This window comes from Ensifer sp. GW823-FHT05D09 (assembly GCF_058795755.1).
In genome coordinates this window covers 732,222-747,469 of sequence record NZ_JBXAIA010000001.1, presented here as the reverse complement: position 1 = coordinate 747,469, position 15,248 = coordinate 732,222, and the positions used below count along the sequence as shown (strand labels likewise).

General features: G+C 62.9%; 15 protein-coding genes and 1 tRNA gene. 6 read left to right on the top strand and 10 right to left on the bottom strand.

Annotation, left to right across the window (positions count from 1 at the left end; genetic code table 11):
- Positions 1 to 111: 111 nt before the first annotated feature.
- The 4 genes from adhP to AC1Q80_RS03695 form a co-directional block, all read right to left on the bottom strand.
- On the bottom strand, positions 112 to 1,140 hold the full coding sequence (gene adhP / locus AC1Q80_RS03710) for an alcohol dehydrogenase AdhP (protein ID WP_492359654.1): 1,029 nt from the start codon (positions 1,138 to 1,140) through the stop codon (positions 112 to 114).
- A gap of 216 nt (positions 1,141 to 1,356) precedes the next feature.
- Entirely contained in the window at positions 1,357 to 1,773 is a 417-nt protein-coding gene (locus tag AC1Q80_RS03705; protein WP_173419106.1) for an MAPEG family protein, read from the bottom strand.
- A 107-nt stretch (positions 1,774 to 1,880) separates the two neighbouring features.
- Complete coding sequence (gene guaB, locus AC1Q80_RS03700) at positions 1,881 to 3,383, bottom strand: IMP dehydrogenase (RefSeq protein WP_173419105.1); 1,503 nt, start codon at positions 3,381 to 3,383, stop codon at positions 1,881 to 1,883.
- A 193-nt stretch (positions 3,384 to 3,576) separates the two neighbouring features.
- Entirely contained in the window at positions 3,577 to 4,569 is a 993-nt protein-coding gene (locus AC1Q80_RS03695) for an MBL fold metallo-hydrolase (RefSeq protein WP_492359861.1), read from the bottom strand.
- Positions 4,570 to 4,749: 180 nt separating this feature from the next.
- On the opposite strand from AC1Q80_RS03695, the gene AC1Q80_RS03690 reads away from it, so the two are divergent.
- Positions 4,750 to 6,159 (top strand): DHA2 family efflux MFS transporter permease subunit, encoded by a 1,410-nt coding sequence (locus AC1Q80_RS03690; RefSeq protein WP_492359653.1) that lies wholly within the window; start codon positions 4,750 to 4,752, stop codon positions 6,157 to 6,159.
- Between the two features lie 24 nt (positions 6,160 to 6,183).
- On the opposite strand, the gene AC1Q80_RS03685 is transcribed toward AC1Q80_RS03690, so the two are convergent.
- From AC1Q80_RS03685 to AC1Q80_RS03675, 3 genes are all read right to left on the bottom strand, one after another.
- Entirely contained in the window at positions 6,184 to 6,567 is a 384-nt protein-coding gene (locus AC1Q80_RS03685) for a VOC family protein (protein WP_115420889.1), read from the bottom strand.
- A 3-nt stretch (positions 6,568 to 6,570) separates the two neighbouring features.
- A complete protein-coding gene (locus tag AC1Q80_RS03680; protein ID WP_492359652.1) occupies positions 6,571 to 7,308 on the bottom strand; it encodes an RlmE family RNA methyltransferase in 738 nt (245 codons plus the stop codon).
- Between the two features lie 112 nt (positions 7,309 to 7,420).
- On the bottom strand, positions 7,421 to 8,968 hold the full coding sequence (locus AC1Q80_RS03675) for a Ppx/GppA phosphatase family protein (protein ID WP_173419100.1): 1,548 nt from the start codon (positions 8,966 to 8,968) through the stop codon (positions 7,421 to 7,423).
- A gap of 327 nt (positions 8,969 to 9,295) precedes the next feature.
- On the opposite strand from AC1Q80_RS03675, the gene AC1Q80_RS03670 reads away from it, so the two are divergent.
- Both AC1Q80_RS03670 and AC1Q80_RS03665 read left to right on the top strand, forming a co-directional pair.
- A tRNA-Gln gene (locus tag AC1Q80_RS03670) sits at positions 9,296 to 9,369 on the top strand.
- A gap of 205 nt (positions 9,370 to 9,574) precedes the next feature.
- The gene (locus AC1Q80_RS03665; RefSeq protein ID WP_209787418.1) at positions 9,575 to 10,414 is read left to right on the top strand and encodes a porin family protein; all 840 of its coding nucleotides are present in this window, start codon (positions 9,575 to 9,577) and stop codon (positions 10,412 to 10,414) included.
- Positions 10,415 to 10,632: 218 nt separating this feature from the next.
- On the opposite strand, the gene AC1Q80_RS03660 is transcribed toward AC1Q80_RS03665, so the two are convergent.
- Complete coding sequence (locus tag AC1Q80_RS03660) at positions 10,633 to 11,271, bottom strand: class I SAM-dependent methyltransferase (protein WP_492359651.1); 639 nt, start codon at positions 11,269 to 11,271, stop codon at positions 10,633 to 10,635.
- A gap of 185 nt (positions 11,272 to 11,456) precedes the next feature.
- On the opposite strand from AC1Q80_RS03660, the gene AC1Q80_RS03655 reads away from it, so the two are divergent.
- Positions 11,457 to 11,639, top strand: coding sequence for a YegP family protein (locus tag AC1Q80_RS03655; RefSeq protein ID WP_053250386.1), 183 nt, complete (start codon positions 11,457 to 11,459; stop codon positions 11,637 to 11,639).
- Positions 11,640 to 11,769: 130 nt separating this feature from the next.
- Here the strand turns inward: AC1Q80_RS03655 and AC1Q80_RS03650 are convergent, their stop codons facing one another.
- Positions 11,770 to 12,909 carry a fumarylacetoacetate hydrolase family protein gene (locus AC1Q80_RS03650; RefSeq protein WP_492359650.1) on the bottom strand — a complete coding sequence of 380 codons (1,140 nt, stop codon included), beginning with the start codon at positions 12,907 to 12,909 and terminating at the stop codon, positions 11,770 to 11,772.
- A gap of 250 nt (positions 12,910 to 13,159) precedes the next feature.
- On the opposite strand from AC1Q80_RS03650, the gene AC1Q80_RS03645 reads away from it, so the two are divergent.
- Positions 13,160 to 13,561 carry a hypothetical protein gene (locus tag AC1Q80_RS03645; RefSeq protein ID WP_173419080.1) on the top strand — a complete coding sequence of 134 codons (402 nt, stop codon included), beginning with the start codon at positions 13,160 to 13,162 and terminating at the stop codon, positions 13,559 to 13,561.
- A gap of 176 nt (positions 13,562 to 13,737) precedes the next feature.
- Here AC1Q80_RS03645 and AC1Q80_RS03640 read toward each other — a convergent pair whose 3' ends face one another.
- Positions 13,738 to 14,364 (bottom strand): TetR/AcrR family transcriptional regulator, encoded by a 627-nt coding sequence (locus AC1Q80_RS03640; protein ID WP_492359649.1) that lies wholly within the window; start codon positions 14,362 to 14,364, stop codon positions 13,738 to 13,740.
- A gap of 97 nt (positions 14,365 to 14,461) precedes the next feature.
- On the opposite strand from AC1Q80_RS03640, the gene AC1Q80_RS03635 reads away from it, so the two are divergent.
- Positions 14,462 to 15,208, top strand: coding sequence for an SDR family oxidoreductase (locus AC1Q80_RS03635; protein WP_492359860.1), 747 nt, complete (start codon positions 14,462 to 14,464; stop codon positions 15,206 to 15,208).
- Positions 15,209 to 15,248: the final 40 nt, after the last annotated feature.

Genomic DNA, 15,248 nt, shown 5'->3' with positions numbered 1-15,248 from the left:
GCAGCCCAACGGACAACCGCCCGCACCAGAATAGGTCAGCGGGCGGCTCCGGATATACAAACTTGCGTTACCGCGGACGCGCGGCAAAGGTCACGTCCGGCGACATCAGGATTAACTGTTGAGATCGAGAACGATGCGGCCGTCGATCTTGCCTTCCTCCATGCGCTGGAAGATGGCGTTGATGTTCTCGATCTTGTCCCAGGTGAAATGGGAGGCGACCTTGCCCTCGCCGGCAAATTCTAGCGATTCCTCGAGATCCTGCCGGGTGCCGACAATAGAGCCGCGGATGGTGATGCGCTTCAGCACCGTATCGAAGATCGGCACGCACATCTGGCCCGGCGGCAGGCCGACCAGCGCCATCGTTCCCTTGGAGCGCAGCATGTTGAAGGCCTGCTCCATCGCCTTCGGGGCCACCGCCGTCACCAGGGCGCCATGCACCCCTCCGGTCGCCTTCTGAACCTGCTCGACGGCGTCCTTGTCGCGGGCATCGATGACGAGATCGGCGCCAAGCTTTCTCGCCAGCGCCAGCTTGTCGGGGAAGATATCGACGGCGGCGACATGCATGCCCATGGCCTTGGCATATTGAACCGCCATGTGGCCGAGGCCACCGATGCCGGAGATCAGGGCCCATTCGCCGGGGCGTACCTCGGTTTCCTTCAAGCCCTTGTAGACCGTGACGCCGGCACACAGGATGGGGGCTGCCGGGCCGAATTCGAGCTTGTCCGGCAGGCGGCCGACGTAATCAGGATCGGCGAGACCATACTCGGCAAAGGTGCCGTTGACGGAGTAGCCGGTGTTCTGCTGGCTGCCGCAGAGCGTTTCCCAGCCGGTGCGGCAGGGGGTGCAGCCGCCACAGGCGGTGTGCAGCCACGGCACGCCGACACGGTCGCCTTCCTTCAGCCGCTTGACGCCGGCACCGAGCTTGGCGACATAACCGACGCCTTCGTGGCCCGGGATGAACGGCGGGTTGGGTTTGACCGGCCAGTCGCCGTTCACCGCATGCAGGTCGGTGTGGCAGACGCCGGTCGCCTGAAACTTGATCAGCACCTGGCCGGGGCCCGGCTCCGGTATCGGCATTTCCTCGATCACGAGCGGCTTGCGGAATTCGCGCACCACGGCGGCTTTCATCGTTGCGGTCATCTCGATCTCCGATGCTGTCTGTTCGACGTCGATGGGCACGAGGGCGCCGACGACGGAGCTACGCTAACAACAGCCAGACTATCCGCAAAGTAGTGACGAGCAATTGATACGCATCAAGGCGCGAAGATCACCTTGGAAAGTGTCGCAGATTTGCGTCCGAAACCCCTGATCGGCACGCGCTCGATAACACCGCAGGCCCTAAGGCATAGGCAGCGGTCAGCTGTTCGCCATCCAGACGGAAAGCCAGATCCACATGCCTCCGAGCGTCGCAACGCCCGCCATGAACAGTGGTCGACGGTAGCGGATGCGGTTGCTGGTCACGTGAACGAAGGCATGCAGATAGCGCGAGGCAATGAACAGCCAGGCGAGGACCAGCGAGACGATGTTATCCGCCTCGGTGATGTAGAGGAGCACGCAGCAGACGTGGAACAACACCGGCAGTTCGAACTGGTTGGCGATGCTGTTGCGAACGACCAGGCTCTCGCCCGGCTCGTCCCGGTTCTCACGAAACTGCGAGACCTGCACCTTGCCCGCCCGCACCAGGCCGACGCGACGGAACGACAGGAGGGCGTAGAGGACGAAAACGAGCAGCACATGCGCCACCATCGGCCAGAAGATCTCGAAGCCCGTCATCGCTCTTGCTCCACTCGAAACAATCCACTCAGGAAAGACAGGGGCGCCGGGCGGCGCCTCGTATCAGGAAGGAACGGGGGCGCCGGAAGGCGCCCCCGAGAAGATGCTTAGTGCGAACCCGGATAGTTCGGGCTTTCGCGCGTGATGGTGACGTCATGGGCGTGGCTTTCGCGCAGGCCGGCACCGGAGATGCGCACGAAGGTGGCGCGCTCCTGATAATCCTTGATCGTCGCGCCGCCGACATAGCCCATCGAGGCCTTCAGGCCGCCGGCGAGCTGGTGCAGAACGCCGGAGACCGGGCCCTTGTACGGCACCTGGCCTTCGATGCCTTCGGGAACGAGCTTCAGCGTGTCGCGGACTTCGGCCTGGAAATAGCGGTCGGCCGAGCCGCGCGCCATTGCACCGACGGAGCCCATGCCGCGATAGGCCTTGAACGACCGGCCCTGGTAGAGGAACACTTCGCCCGGGCTTTCGTCAGTACCGGCGAGCAGCGAGCCGACCATGACGGCCGAAGCGCCGGCAGCGATCGCCTTGGCGAGGTCGCCGGAGAACTTGATGCCGCCATCGGCAATTACCGGAATGTCCGAGGCCTGAGCGGCTTCGACGGCTGCCATGATCGCGGCCAGCTGCGGGACGCCGACACCGGCGACAATGCGCGTGGTGCAGATCGAGCCCGGGCCGATGCCGACCTTGACGGCGTCAGCACCGGCGTCGATCAACGCCTTGGTGCCATCAGCGGTGGCGACGTTGCCGGCCATGATGCGAACCGAGTTCGACAGCGTCTTGACGCGGGTGACCGCGTCGAGAACGCGCTGCGAATGGCCGTGGGCGGTATCGACGACGATGAGGTCGACGCCGGCATCGATCAGACGTTCGGCGCGCTCGAAGCCATCATCGCCGACGGAGATGGCGGCGGCGGCGCGAAGACGACCCTGCGCATCCTTGGAGGCATTCGGGTTCAGCTGTGACTTTTCGATATCCTTGACGGTGATGAGGCCGACGCAGCGGCCATCACCGTCGACGACCAGCAGCTTCTCGATGCGGTGCATGTGCAAGAGGCGCTTGGCTTCCTGCTGGTCGACGCTTTCCTTGACGGTGATCAGGTTTTCACGCGTCATCAACTCGTAGATCTTCTGGTTCGGATCAGACGCGAAGCGAACGTCGCGGTTGGTGAGGATACCGACGAGGCGGCCCTGCTTCTGGCCACCGTTGCCGCCGTTCTCGACGACCGGAATGCCGGAAATGCCATGGATCTTCATCAGGCCGAGCGCATCTGCCAGCGTGCCATCGGGACCGATCGTCACCGGGTTGACCACCATGCCGCTTTCGAACTTCTTGACCTGACGAACCTCTTCGGCCTGCTCGACCGGTGTCAGGTTGCGGTGGATGACGCCGATGCCGCCGGCCTGCGCCATGGCGATCGCCAGGCGGCCTTCGGTCACGGTGTCCATGGCCGAGGAAAGGATCGGGAGGTTGAGGTCGATATCCTGCGCGATGCGGGTCGAGATATTCGTCTGTCCCGGCATGACTTCGGAATGCCCGGGCTGGAGCAGAACGTCGTCGAAGGTCAGAGCCTCCAGACCGGTTGCCGTTTCGATGATACGCGCCATGGCCAATTCCCTTCAATAACGAAAATCCCCGGGAAACGGGCTGCGATTTGCCCACCGGGTGACTTCAAAGCTTGTCTTGGAAGTTGGCGAGGGCTCGTAACACGGATATGTCACGATGAAAATAGCAAAGCCCGGGAAATGTCCCGGGCTTCCCCTATTGTTGTTGCGGAGCAACATTTTGGCTGTCAAATGCTCAGATATCGAGCTGATAGCTTGCCGGCACGAACCGATAACCCTGGTCCTGCGCTTCCACGAAGCCGACGGCGGGGAATGGCATGTGATAGCCAATGAAAGGCAACCTTTCGCTCGCGATCATGCCGAAAACCTTGCGGCGCGAGGCGGCAGCTGCCGCCTTGTCCATGTCGAAACGGACCTCCCAGTCCGGTCGCTGCAGAGACAGGACATAGTGGTTGGCGGTATCGGCTGTCAGCATCATCGCCTTACCGTCCGATTCCAGACGAAACACCATATGGCCGGGCGAATGACCGAAGGCGGCGATCGCCGAAATGCCCGGAGCGACCTGCGCCCCGTCGCCGATGAACGTCGCCTTTTCGGCGAGCGGCACCACTTTTTCCAGCACGCCCTTGTGGCCACCTTCTGCCGGCGTGCCGACCCGGGCCGGATCCTTCCAGAAGGCAAATTCCGCTTCACCGATGACATAGCGGGCATTGGCAAAGGCCGGCTTTCCGCCTTCCATCAGGCCGCCGATATGATCGCCGTGCATATGGGTGAGGACAACGACGGAGACGCCCTCGGGCGTGTAGCCGGCAGCACGGATACCATCGATGAGACGGCCGGATCCCGCTTCGCGCCCGGCTTCGCCCAAGCCGGTGTCGAACAGGATCACCTCTGTCCCGGTATCGACAAGGACTGGTGAATAGCTGTTGACCAGCGCGTCGGTCGGTAGAAAGCTCAGCGCCAGCAGCTCGGATACCGCCTGTTCCGACTGGTTGGTGCCATAGGTCTCGTGCGGTTTGGCAGAGGTGCGTGTGCCATCGCAGATGACCACGACCTTGAAAGCGCCGAGTTTGAGCGCCCGGATGGGCGGATGGGCTGGTTGCATGTTCTGACTGTCCGTCTTTTCCTGGGCCGTGGCAAACCCGGTCATGAATGAGGGTGCCGCCAATACACCCATTGTTCCCGCCGTCATCAAGGTGCGGCGCTTCATCGTCATGTCATTCGTCATCATTTTCTCCCGCGATCACTGCCTCTTGCTATCACCGGGCGAGAAGTAGCGTCTTGACAGCAATGGACAGGCGGGATCACAGGCTTTTGATCTGCAATCGTCGGTTTGGTCCCGACAAAGCCATCGGAAGCGCTAGCTTGGAGCCCACGCTGACGCCGCCCACCCCCAAGGCACATTCGCATGAACCGTATCGTCCCGATGATCCTTGCCGTCGCGCTCTTCATGGAGCAGATGGATTCCACCGTCATTTCCACGTCGCTGCCGGCCATTGCCCGCGACATCGGCGTCGGGCCGATCACTCTCAAGCTGGCGCTGACCGCCTACATGGTGTCGCTGGCGATCTTCATTCCCTTGAGCGGCTGGATGGCCGATCGCTTCGGCGCCAAGAAGATCTTTCGCGCGGCTATCCTTGTCTTCATCGCCGGCTCGATCCTCTGCGCCATCTCCAACAGCCTGCTCGCCTTCGTGCTGTCGCGGTTCCTGCAGGGCATGGGCGGCGCGATGATGACGCCGGTCGCCCGCCTGGTGCTGGTGCGCAGCGCGCCGCGCAGCGAGCTCGTCTCGGCGATGGCGCTCCTGACGATCCCGGCGCTGGTCGGGCCGCTTGCCGGCCCGCCGCTCGGCGGCTTCATCACCACCTACTTCTCCTGGCACTGGATCTTCCTGATCAACGTGCCCGTCGGCATCGCCGGCTATATCCTCTCCGGCATCTACCTGCCCCACATGGAACCACGCAATCCGCCGCCGGTCGACATTGTCGGCTTCCTGCTCGGCGGCATCGCCGCATCCGGCGTCGTCTTCGGCCTGTCGGTCATCAGCCTGCCGGCACTGCCGCCGATCATCGGTATCGGTTCGGTGATCACGGGCGTGATCGCCACCCTGCTCTACATCGCCCATGCCAGGCGCCATCCACACCCGATCCTTGACCTCAAGCTGTTTCACGACAGCGCCTTTCGCGCCGCCCAGATCGGCGGCACGGTGTTCCGCATCTCCGTCGGCGCCGTGCCCTTCCTGATGCCGCTGATGTTGCAGGTCGGCTTCGGCCTCAACCCGTTCCAGTCCGGCATGATCACCTTCATCGGCGCGGTCGGTGCGATCACCACCAAGTTCTACGCGCGCCGGGTGCTCGCCTTTGCCGGCTTCCGCACGACGCTGATCATCGCGGCCATCATTGCTGCAGTCACCACCTTCGCCAACGGCTTCTTCACACCGGCAACGCCCTATCTTGTGATGATCACGATCCTCCTGATCGCCGGTTTTGCCCGCTCGTTCTTTTTCACCAGCGTCAATGCGCTGTCCTTTGCCGATATCGACGACGCCGACGCCAGCAAGGCAACGTCGATGAGCGCCGTCCTGCAACAGATCAGTCTGGCGCTTGGGGTTGCCGTTGCCGGCGCGATTCTTGAAATCGAGACGTCGCTCAGCGGCGGCCCGCTGCAGCTCGACAACTTCCACACAGCGTTCATGATCATTGCGATCGCCAACCTTCTGGCGGCAATACCTTTCGTGACGATGGCGAAGAATGCCGGCGCCTCGGTCTCCGGACACAGGCTGCCCGTGCGCGAGATCGAAACGTCGGCAGGAAAATAATATCGGGGCGGGTTGGCCTAAGGGCTATTCCGGCCGCTCGCAGACCGCCGACAGCTTGTTGCCGTCGAGATCGCGCACCCAGGCGCCGTAGAAATGGGCGTGGAATGGACGCAGGCCCGGCGCTCCCTCGTCGATACCTCCCTGGGCAAGGGCTGCTGCGTGGAAGGCGTCGACCGCCGCGCGCGTTTCGGCCACAAGCGCGATCGTTACGCCGTTGCCGAAGGTTGCCGGCTTACCATTGAACGGCGTCACCACCCAGAACCGGCACCTGATGTCGCCGTCGGCGCCATAGCCGATTTCGGTCTCGTCCTGCCGCTGACGGCGGTACCCCAACGTCGCCAGAACCGGGTCGTAAAACGCGCCCGCGCCGTCGAGATCGTTGGTGCCGACCGTCACGTAAAGCAGCATGGCTCAGTCCGCCGCCTCGTCTTCTGCGGGCTCATCCGCGTCGGTCGCACGGCGTCCCTTGAAGCCCTTGGCAAGCAGGAACATCTCCACCGATTCGGCGCGCGAAGACGCCGGCTTGATGTGAATGACCTGGCGGAAGTTCTGCTTGAGCATGTTGAGCAGGTCGCGCTCGGTGCCTCCCTGGAAGGTTTTTGCCAGGAAATGCCCACCTTCGGCGAGAACGTCGACGGCGAAATGCGCCGCGACTTCGCAGAGATGCATGGTGCGGAAATGGTCCGTCTGGCGGTGCCCCGTCGTCGGCGCCGCCATGTCGGAGATGACCAGGTCCGGCGTGCCGCCGATCGCTTCCATCAGCTTTTCAGGCGCCTGCGGGTCAAGGAAATCCATCTGCAGGATGCGCACGCCAGGCAGGGGATCCATCTCCAGGAAGTCGATCGCTGCAACACGCGGGTCGCCATCCGTCGAGCTGGTCACCTTGGCGGCGATCTGCGACCAGCTGCCGGGGGCGGCCCCCAAGTCGATGATGCGGCGGGCACCATTGAGGATCTTGTGCTTCTCGTCGATCTCCAGAAGCTTGAAGGCGGCGCGGGCCCGGTAGCCTTCGAGCTGGGCGCGCTGGACATAGGGATCGTTGATGTGGCGCTCGATCCAGCGACGGGACGACGCCTTGAGCTTGCCCTTCTTGACCTTCTGGCCAAGCTTTCGGCCGCTGCGGTTGCCGCCAACAGGAGGTTTCGTCATATGTTTTATCCTTCGTGGCGGCGACGGCCGCGCATCGCTTCGGACGCGCCGGGCCTGCCGTATCTGCAGATGTTATCGCACAATTGCCTAAATCGATTTCCGATTGAAGGAATTATGTGGTCGAGCTGCGCTGATGCCTGCGCGGCCGCGAGCGACGCCAGGCGCCATCGTCGGCCATCATGTCGGTGAGCAAGCCTTCCCGCAGCCCGCGATCGGCAACGCGCATGCGCGTCGAGGGCCAGCGGCGGCGGATTGCTTCGAGGATCGCGCAACCGGCCAGCACCAGATCGGCGCGATCGGGGCCTATGCAGGGGTTTGCCGCCCGCGCATCAAAATCCCAGGACAGAAGCCGCGCCTGCATGGCGGAGACCTCGTCGTCGGACAGCCAGAGCCCGTCGACGCGACGACGGTCATAGCGCGGCAGGTCCAGGTGAACGCCGGCAAGCGTCGTCACCGTGCCCGAGGTGCCGATCAGGTGGAAGCCGCTGCCGGCAATGCCCGTTGCCAGCGCCTCGACCGGCGGGCTGTCGAAACGCGACAGCATGCCCTCGACTTCCTGCACCATGGCTTCGAAGCTTGCAGGCGTCACATGCTGGCCGCCGTGGCGCTCGGAAAGGGTCACGACGCCGACCGGCAGCGAGGTCCAGTGGGTGATGTGGTTGGCGAGACGGTTGGATCTGTTGTCGCCGATGCGGATGACCGCGATCTCCGAGGATCCGCCGCCGATATCGAAGAGAACGACGGAGCGCGTCTCGCGATCAACCAGCGACGAGCAGCCGGACACTGCAAGCCGCGCCTCCGTCTCGCGGTTGATGATCTCCAGCTCGAGCCCCGTTTCCTTGGCGACGCGCTCAAGGAAGCTTTCGCCGTTTGCTGCCGCACGCGCGGCTTCGGTTGCGATCAACCGGCTGCGCCGAATGAGACGCCCGCCCAGCTTGGTGGCGCAGACCTTCAGCGCCTCGACGGCGCGGTCCATCGCGTCATCGGACAACCGGCCGCTGGCGCCCAGTCCCTCACCAAGCCTGACGATGCGCGAGAAGGCGTCGACCACCCGGAACTGGCCGGGACGGGTCGGCTGCGCAATCAGCAGACGGCAATTGTTGGTGCCGAGATCCAGTGCCGCATAAAGCGGCGCCGGCGGCTCGCTGGCGGCAACGAAGGGTGCGCGAGGCTGGTCGGAACGCGACGGCGCTTGTCCGCCAGGCTGAGGCGCAGCGGGCCTGGATACGGCCGCCCCGTCATTGGGGCGCGACTGCGCCTGCTGCCGCTCGCCCGAGGTGAGTGGCCGCCCCTGAATGCCACGACGATGCCGCGCCTTCTTGTTGCGCTTGTGCCCTTTCCTGTCGCCCATGGCCGGGTCGACAAGCTGCACATCGCGGCTACCCGCAGATGCGGGTGCAGCCTGAGCCTGCTGTTTTGCGGATTTCGAACGACGACGCCGTTTGCGCTTGCGCGCCGGTTCCGCATCGTCTGGTCCTGCGGGACGCCCTGCCATGCCGGCACCGCCGGGTTGGCTGGCAATTGCAGACGGCGAAGCAGACGACTTGCGCCGTTTCCGCTTGCCCTTGCCGTTGCGCGGAACCATCTTGTGTCCATCGCTACGGCCTGCTGCCGACGCCCCGGATTCGGACGGCTTTTCGCCGTGATCGGGGTCTTTCACTTGTCTCAACCATCGCGCCGCGCAAAGCTTTATCAGCCGCTCAAGGCGCTTTCTCGATTTTTCGTTGGGGCGACTGTACCAGCGCCGCCCCCATTCGCCAAACTTTTTTTGAGAAACGGCTTGTGCACAACAATGCGGACGAGCGGCCGGTCCGGCCCATCCCCCGCAAACAAGGCAAGTTCAGCGCCAAGCCGTCCCGTTCCCTTCACCGCCGCGAGACAATCTTCGCTTCATGCGCGATTTTTTTGCAAAAGGTATTTGCATCGGCCGCTGATTTGTTTATAAGCCCGCCAACCAACCCGACGGGCTTCGCCCCGACGGCGGCTTTGGGGAATAGGTTAACGGTAGACCCACGGACTCTGACTCCGTTAGTCCTGGTTCGAATCCAGGTTCCCCAGCCAAACTCTTTCAAAAACGAATTCAGTAACATGATCGCGCCGGAAAGCGTGTATTTTGCGCGCACTGCGCCACCTTGAGCGCCTCTTTCAAAAAGACACCACCGCGTTCGCAGCCTTCACATCAGATGCCATACAAGCTCGATGCGCCTTCAGATTGCATTAACGATGTTTGCTTACTCTTCGGTAGGGTTTCCAGCGGGGTGGGCAGATGTTTCGGGCGAACAGTTTTCTTGTTTTTCTTTTGTCGAGCGCACCGCTCGCAGCAGCCGCCGATATTGACGGGCCGCTGGTCGGGACGGGCGACTACTATGAAGCGCCGGTCGAACAACCGTCTCTTGGCGTCACGGGATACATCGAAGGCGCCTATGGAAGCGTCATCGATTCGCCCGGCGATATCGATGCCGATGCCTGGGCGCTGCGGGGCGCCGTCAACTTCGACGCGGGCGGCGGCTTCAATCTCCAGACGGATCTCGGCTACACCAGCGCCTCGATCGAGGACGCCAGCACGAATAGCTACAGCGGCACCCTGCACGGTTACTACCGCGACAGTGTCTATGCCGTCGGCGCGTTCGTTCAGGCGGCGCGTCTCGATGCAGGGTTCGACAGCCACATCAACGACTATATGGGCGGCATCGAAGGCGCTTATTTCCAGGATACGTGGACCATTCACGGCGCGGCCGGCTACGGCCAGGCGCGGTGGGAAGGTTTGGACGCCGATCATTACATGGTCGCGCTCGGCGCCCGCGTCTATGCCACCGACCATATACGTTTCGATCTCGACGGCGCGCTCGACCGCATCACCGACAGCGGCATCGACTACGACATCAGTAGCCTGAAGCTGACGGCCAACTATCGCCCTGCATACTTCCCGGTCACCGTGTTCGGCGGCTACAAGTACGCCAACGAGGAGATTTCCGGTTTCGGCTCTTCGGTGTCGGGCGACACCAGCACCATCTTCGGTGGCCTGCGGTTCTCCTACGGGACGAACAGCATCAAGGAAGAAGAGCGCCTGGGGCCGATCTGGTCGAACAACACCCGGTCATTCTGACCGCAAGGCCATTCGTTGTGTGGCAACGGCTTCGGCGTCCATAGAGGACGTCGCATGCCGAACATCGCGACGAATTTCTGCCGAACCGGGCTTGCCACCATGGCCGGCACGGCCGCTCCAAGCCCCGGTGCGCAATCAATCAGGTGATGCTTGGCAAGCCCGAGATCGCAGGCTCCGGCGCGGCAACACTTGCGAAGGCGACCGCTTCGAACTTCCAATCATCGCTTGTGCGCCACGATGTAGGGACTGTTGTCGTTACCCCTGGCTGCGTGATCTTCCGTTGCAACGATATCGAAGCCCGCAGCATGGATGCTCCGGCACAGGTCCGCAGCCCGAAAGATGCCGGTATAGGGCGCTTTGCCCAGCGCGCGCATCGCCGGCAACAGGGCATGCCGGATGAGAGGGTTCATATCGCCGATGCAAGGTGTCTTGGAAATGAACTGGCCGTTCCTTGCAAGCAGGGCGTAGATACGGCCGAGCGTGCCGGGCAGGTCTCGCAGCAGATGCAGATAGTTGAACCCAATGACGACATCGAACTGCATGTCGGTGGGTGACAGCATGTCGGCGGTCGCGGTGCGGAAGCTCAAGCCCGCGACGGGGTCGACGGCGCGTTTTTCCTCGGCGATCGCGATCATTTCGGTCGAAAGATCTGTCGCGACATAGCTGTATACGTGGCCGGCAAGCTCGAGCGCCGTCGTCCCGGTGCCGCAGCCAAGCTCGAGGACCCTGTCACTTGATCCCAACAGCGCGCGGGTTCGCTCCAACGTGCACTGATATCCGGCGCGGTCGACAATCTTGCCGGCTGCGTACGCCCGCGACGTCCGATTCCAGAAGCGGGCTTCGGTCTCCGTGCTCATCGTGGGTTCTGCCTTTCCAGTGCGGAGTTGGTTGGTGCGCGAAAATTGCGCAACCAGCCATGCGCTCATCAAGACCACATGAAGCGGACGTGTCGATTTGAATGAGACCGCCGACATCTTGTCAACGCCGCTTGCAACTGCCACGCTAGTCCTTGCGTGATTCACCGTTACATATGGGAGGGCACATGGCTCATAAGTTCGAGATCTACAAAGACAAGGCCGGCGAGTACCGGGTTCGCTTCAAGTACAACAGCGAAGTGATGTTTTCGACCGAAGGCTACTCAAGCAAGGCCAGCGCTCAAAACGCTATCGATTCGATCAAGAAGAACGGACCGGACGCACCTGTTGAAGACAACAGCCAGGCCTAAGCCGTACAGTCACATGAAGGGCCCGCCGATGAAGATCGGCGGGCCTTTCGTCGTTTAGGCCGGCCACCTTGCCAAGCGGCTGATCTGGACGCTGGTTTCAGGCTGCATGGGCAAGCAGCAAAGGGCGATGTTAAAGCAAGCCGCGCCTGGCAAGGTTGCGCATCAGCGCGGCCGTGCCGAAGGTCCAGGGTGGGCAGTCCGTCGATAGGCGCACGGTGTTCGTCAGGCTGCCGAGTTCGGCGTTTGAAATCGTCACGACGTCGCCGATCCTGTGGGTAAAACCCTGGCCCTTCTCGTCGCGGTCTTCGATCGGGGCAAACAGGGTGCCCATAAACAGCATCAATCCATCGGGGTATTGATGATGGGGCCCGATGGTCTGGGCAACGAGGTCGAGCGGATCACGACTAATCTCCGCCATGCTGCTCGCTCCCTTCAGGCGGTAGCCATCGGCGCCCTCGACCACCAGTTCGAGTTCGGCATTGCGGACATGGTCGATCGTATAGGTCTCGTCGAGCAGGCGGATGAAAGGCCCGATGGCGCAGGAGGCGTTGTTGTCCTTCGCCTTGCCGAGCAGCAGAGCGGACCGGCCCTCGACGTCGCGCAGATTGACATCGTTGCCGAGCGTCGCGCCCTTGACGGCGCCGTCGGAGGCGACGGCCAGCACGATTTCCGGCTCCGGATTGTTCCAGCGCGAGATCGGATGGAGCCCGACCTCCGCCCCTGAGCCGACCGAAGACAACACCTGCGCCTTGGTAAAAACCTCCGCATCCGGGCCGATGCCGACCTCAAGATATTGAGACCAGACGCCCTCCTCGATCAGCGCGGCTTTGACGCGCGCCGCCTCGGGCGAACCGGCCTTCAGGTTGCGCAGGCTATCGCCGATGACGGCGGTGACGCGCGCGCGGATCGCCTCGGCGCGAGCGGCATCGCCGGCCGCCCGCTCTTCGATGACGCGTTCGATCATCGAGCGCGCAAAGGTGACGCCGCAGGCTTTCACCGCCTGGAGATCGCAGGGGGCAAGCAGCCGAATGCTCGAGCCCTCTCCCTCGCCCGCGAGCAGATCCGTCACCGACGCAAGCCGTTCACCATCCAGCTGGCGGATATGGGCGATCGGGTCGGGAAGCTCCAACAGGTCGCGCATGGTGGGCGCCAGTTTCGAGGTGATGTCGACAATCGCGCCAGCCCTGATGGTCACGAGCGCCGGACCGTCGACATCGGAGCGCCAGACACGTCCGACAAAGGTTCCGCTTCGGTATGCCTCAAGCGTCATGATCGCCCCCCAAAGAGACGACTTTCTTGCAGCGAAAACAGCGGGCTGTAAAGCGTGCGCGATCCAACCGGTTGTACCCGATGGAACATTGCAAGTTTTCGCGCGTTTTTGTTGCAGAGCGCGTCCAGTCGAGCATGCAGGTTCGCAACGACAGTTTGCGGCCGCACAATCCGGTCCCCGGTCCTTGCCGAGGCCGTTCCGGCCAGACAACACCCATAGCCGGTGGACGCCCAGAAAGGATGTAAACGCGATGAATCAACATGAAGAGTTTAAGGAAAAGCCGCTCGTCGACCCGGTGACAGGTCAGCCGACACCGCTGCCAAACGATCCCGCACCGGTCCGCTCCGGGCGTAGCAGCTGGCCGCTCGTCATCATCCTGCTTGCCGGCCTCGTGCTCGCCCTGATCGCTTGGCTGCCGGCCGAACTGTCGCGGGATACGACGGAAACGGCGACGCCACCGGCCACGACAGACCAGTCGACATCAGGCCAGACGGCGACCCCGCCAGCAACGGATACGACGACCACGCCGCCGGCAGACACGACCACCGCGCCGTCGGGCGGAACGATGACCGCTCCGGAAGCGACGCCGCAGCAGAGTACGACGCCGCCGGCAACGGATGGCACGACTACACAGCCTGCACCGGCGCAGTAACGGTTCTGTCGCCATGCTTTGCCTTTGCCGGAAGCATCTCTTCCGGCAAAGGTCTGCTATTGCGTCCTTCGAAATGACAAGAGGGCGCGGGGCAGGCACATAAGTTGGGCCAGGATCCATGCGGTCTGAAGACCAGCTAGGCGGGCCGACGCCCGCGGAGGCATCGACGTCCGAAATTACCCTTGAGCCTTCGTCGCTACGCCCGCTACCATTGTGTCCCATCCCGCCGCACAACAGTCGGCGATCGCCAGGAGGGTCTGGCGCGTCGCTCCGTCGCGGGCATGAATCGACATCCCGTGTTGGATCGCCGTCACATAGGCGGCAACCGCATCGCAGTCAGTGCCTTCGGGAAGATCGCGCTCCGCCACGCCACGCTTGAGGCGGCTCTGCAAGGCGACCTGCTTTTCCAACCGTCGGGCCTTCAGACCGTCGCACACCGCCGGTTCACCACCCTCCATCTGCGGGGCCGAAAGCACGACCATGCAGCCGCGCGGTTCTGCCCATTGGGTGAAATTCTCAGCCGATCGCCGCAACAGGTCGTGGACCGCCTCCTTTGCCGTCGGCGCGCTGTCGAGAAACTCCCAGATGCCGGCGCCGTCGGTGCGACCATAGAGATCGACAGCCTCCAGGAAGAGTTTCGCCTTGCTGCCGAAGGCGGCATAGAGGCTCGGCGGATTGAGCCCCATAACCCGTGTCAGGTCGGCAAGCGAAGTGTTGTCGAAACCCTTGTCCCAGAAGATTTCCATGGCACTTCTCAGCGCTTCGTCGCGCGAAAAGGTGCGGGGTCGGCCGCGGTTGGACATCGCCAGAACTCCATTTTGTATCGATCAATACATAAATGACTTGACAGGGTGAAGCAAGTCGCCATCTTTATATGTATCGATCACTACAAATATGGAGCTGGACGTGACGAATTTGAAGGACAGGATAGCGTTGGTGACAGGCGGCGGGCGCGGCATTGGTGCGGCGATCACCAGGCGGCTGGCAAGCGAGGGGGCCGTTGTTGCCATTACCTATGGCCAATCGCAGGCCAAGGCCGATGCGCTGGTTGCCGAAATCGAGCAATCGGGTGGCAAGGCGCTCGCCATTCGTGCCGACAACCGCGACGGCGAGGCGGTGGAAGCCGCCGTCAAGGCGGTCGTCGAACGGTACGGACGCATCGACATTCTCGTCAACAATGCCGGCATTTATGAAGCGACCGCCATCACCGAGGTAACAGCGGAGGATTTCGATCGCACGGTGGACATCAACGTGAAGGCGGTGGTGCTGGCCACGAGCGCTGCGGCCAGACACATGCCGGATGGCGGGCGCATCATTTCGGTCGGCAGCAATCTGGCCCAGCGCGTCCCCTTTCCGGGCATCAGTCTTTATGCGCTCAGCAAGTCTGCGCTCGTCGGCTTTACCAAGGCGGTCGCGCGCGACCTCGGGCCGAAAAGCATCACCGTCAATATCGTCCATCCCGGCTCGACCCATACCGACATGAACCCGCAGGATGGCGCGCATGCGGATCCGCAGCGCGGCCTGATGGCAATCCCCCGCTTCAACGATGCGGACGAAGTGGCGGCTCTCGTCGCCTGGCTCGCTGGACCGGACGCGCGTGGCGTAACCGGTGCCGAATTTACCATCGACGGCGGCACCAACGCCTAGAGCGCCATCTGCGCGGATGCAGATCAAATGCAAAGAGGCC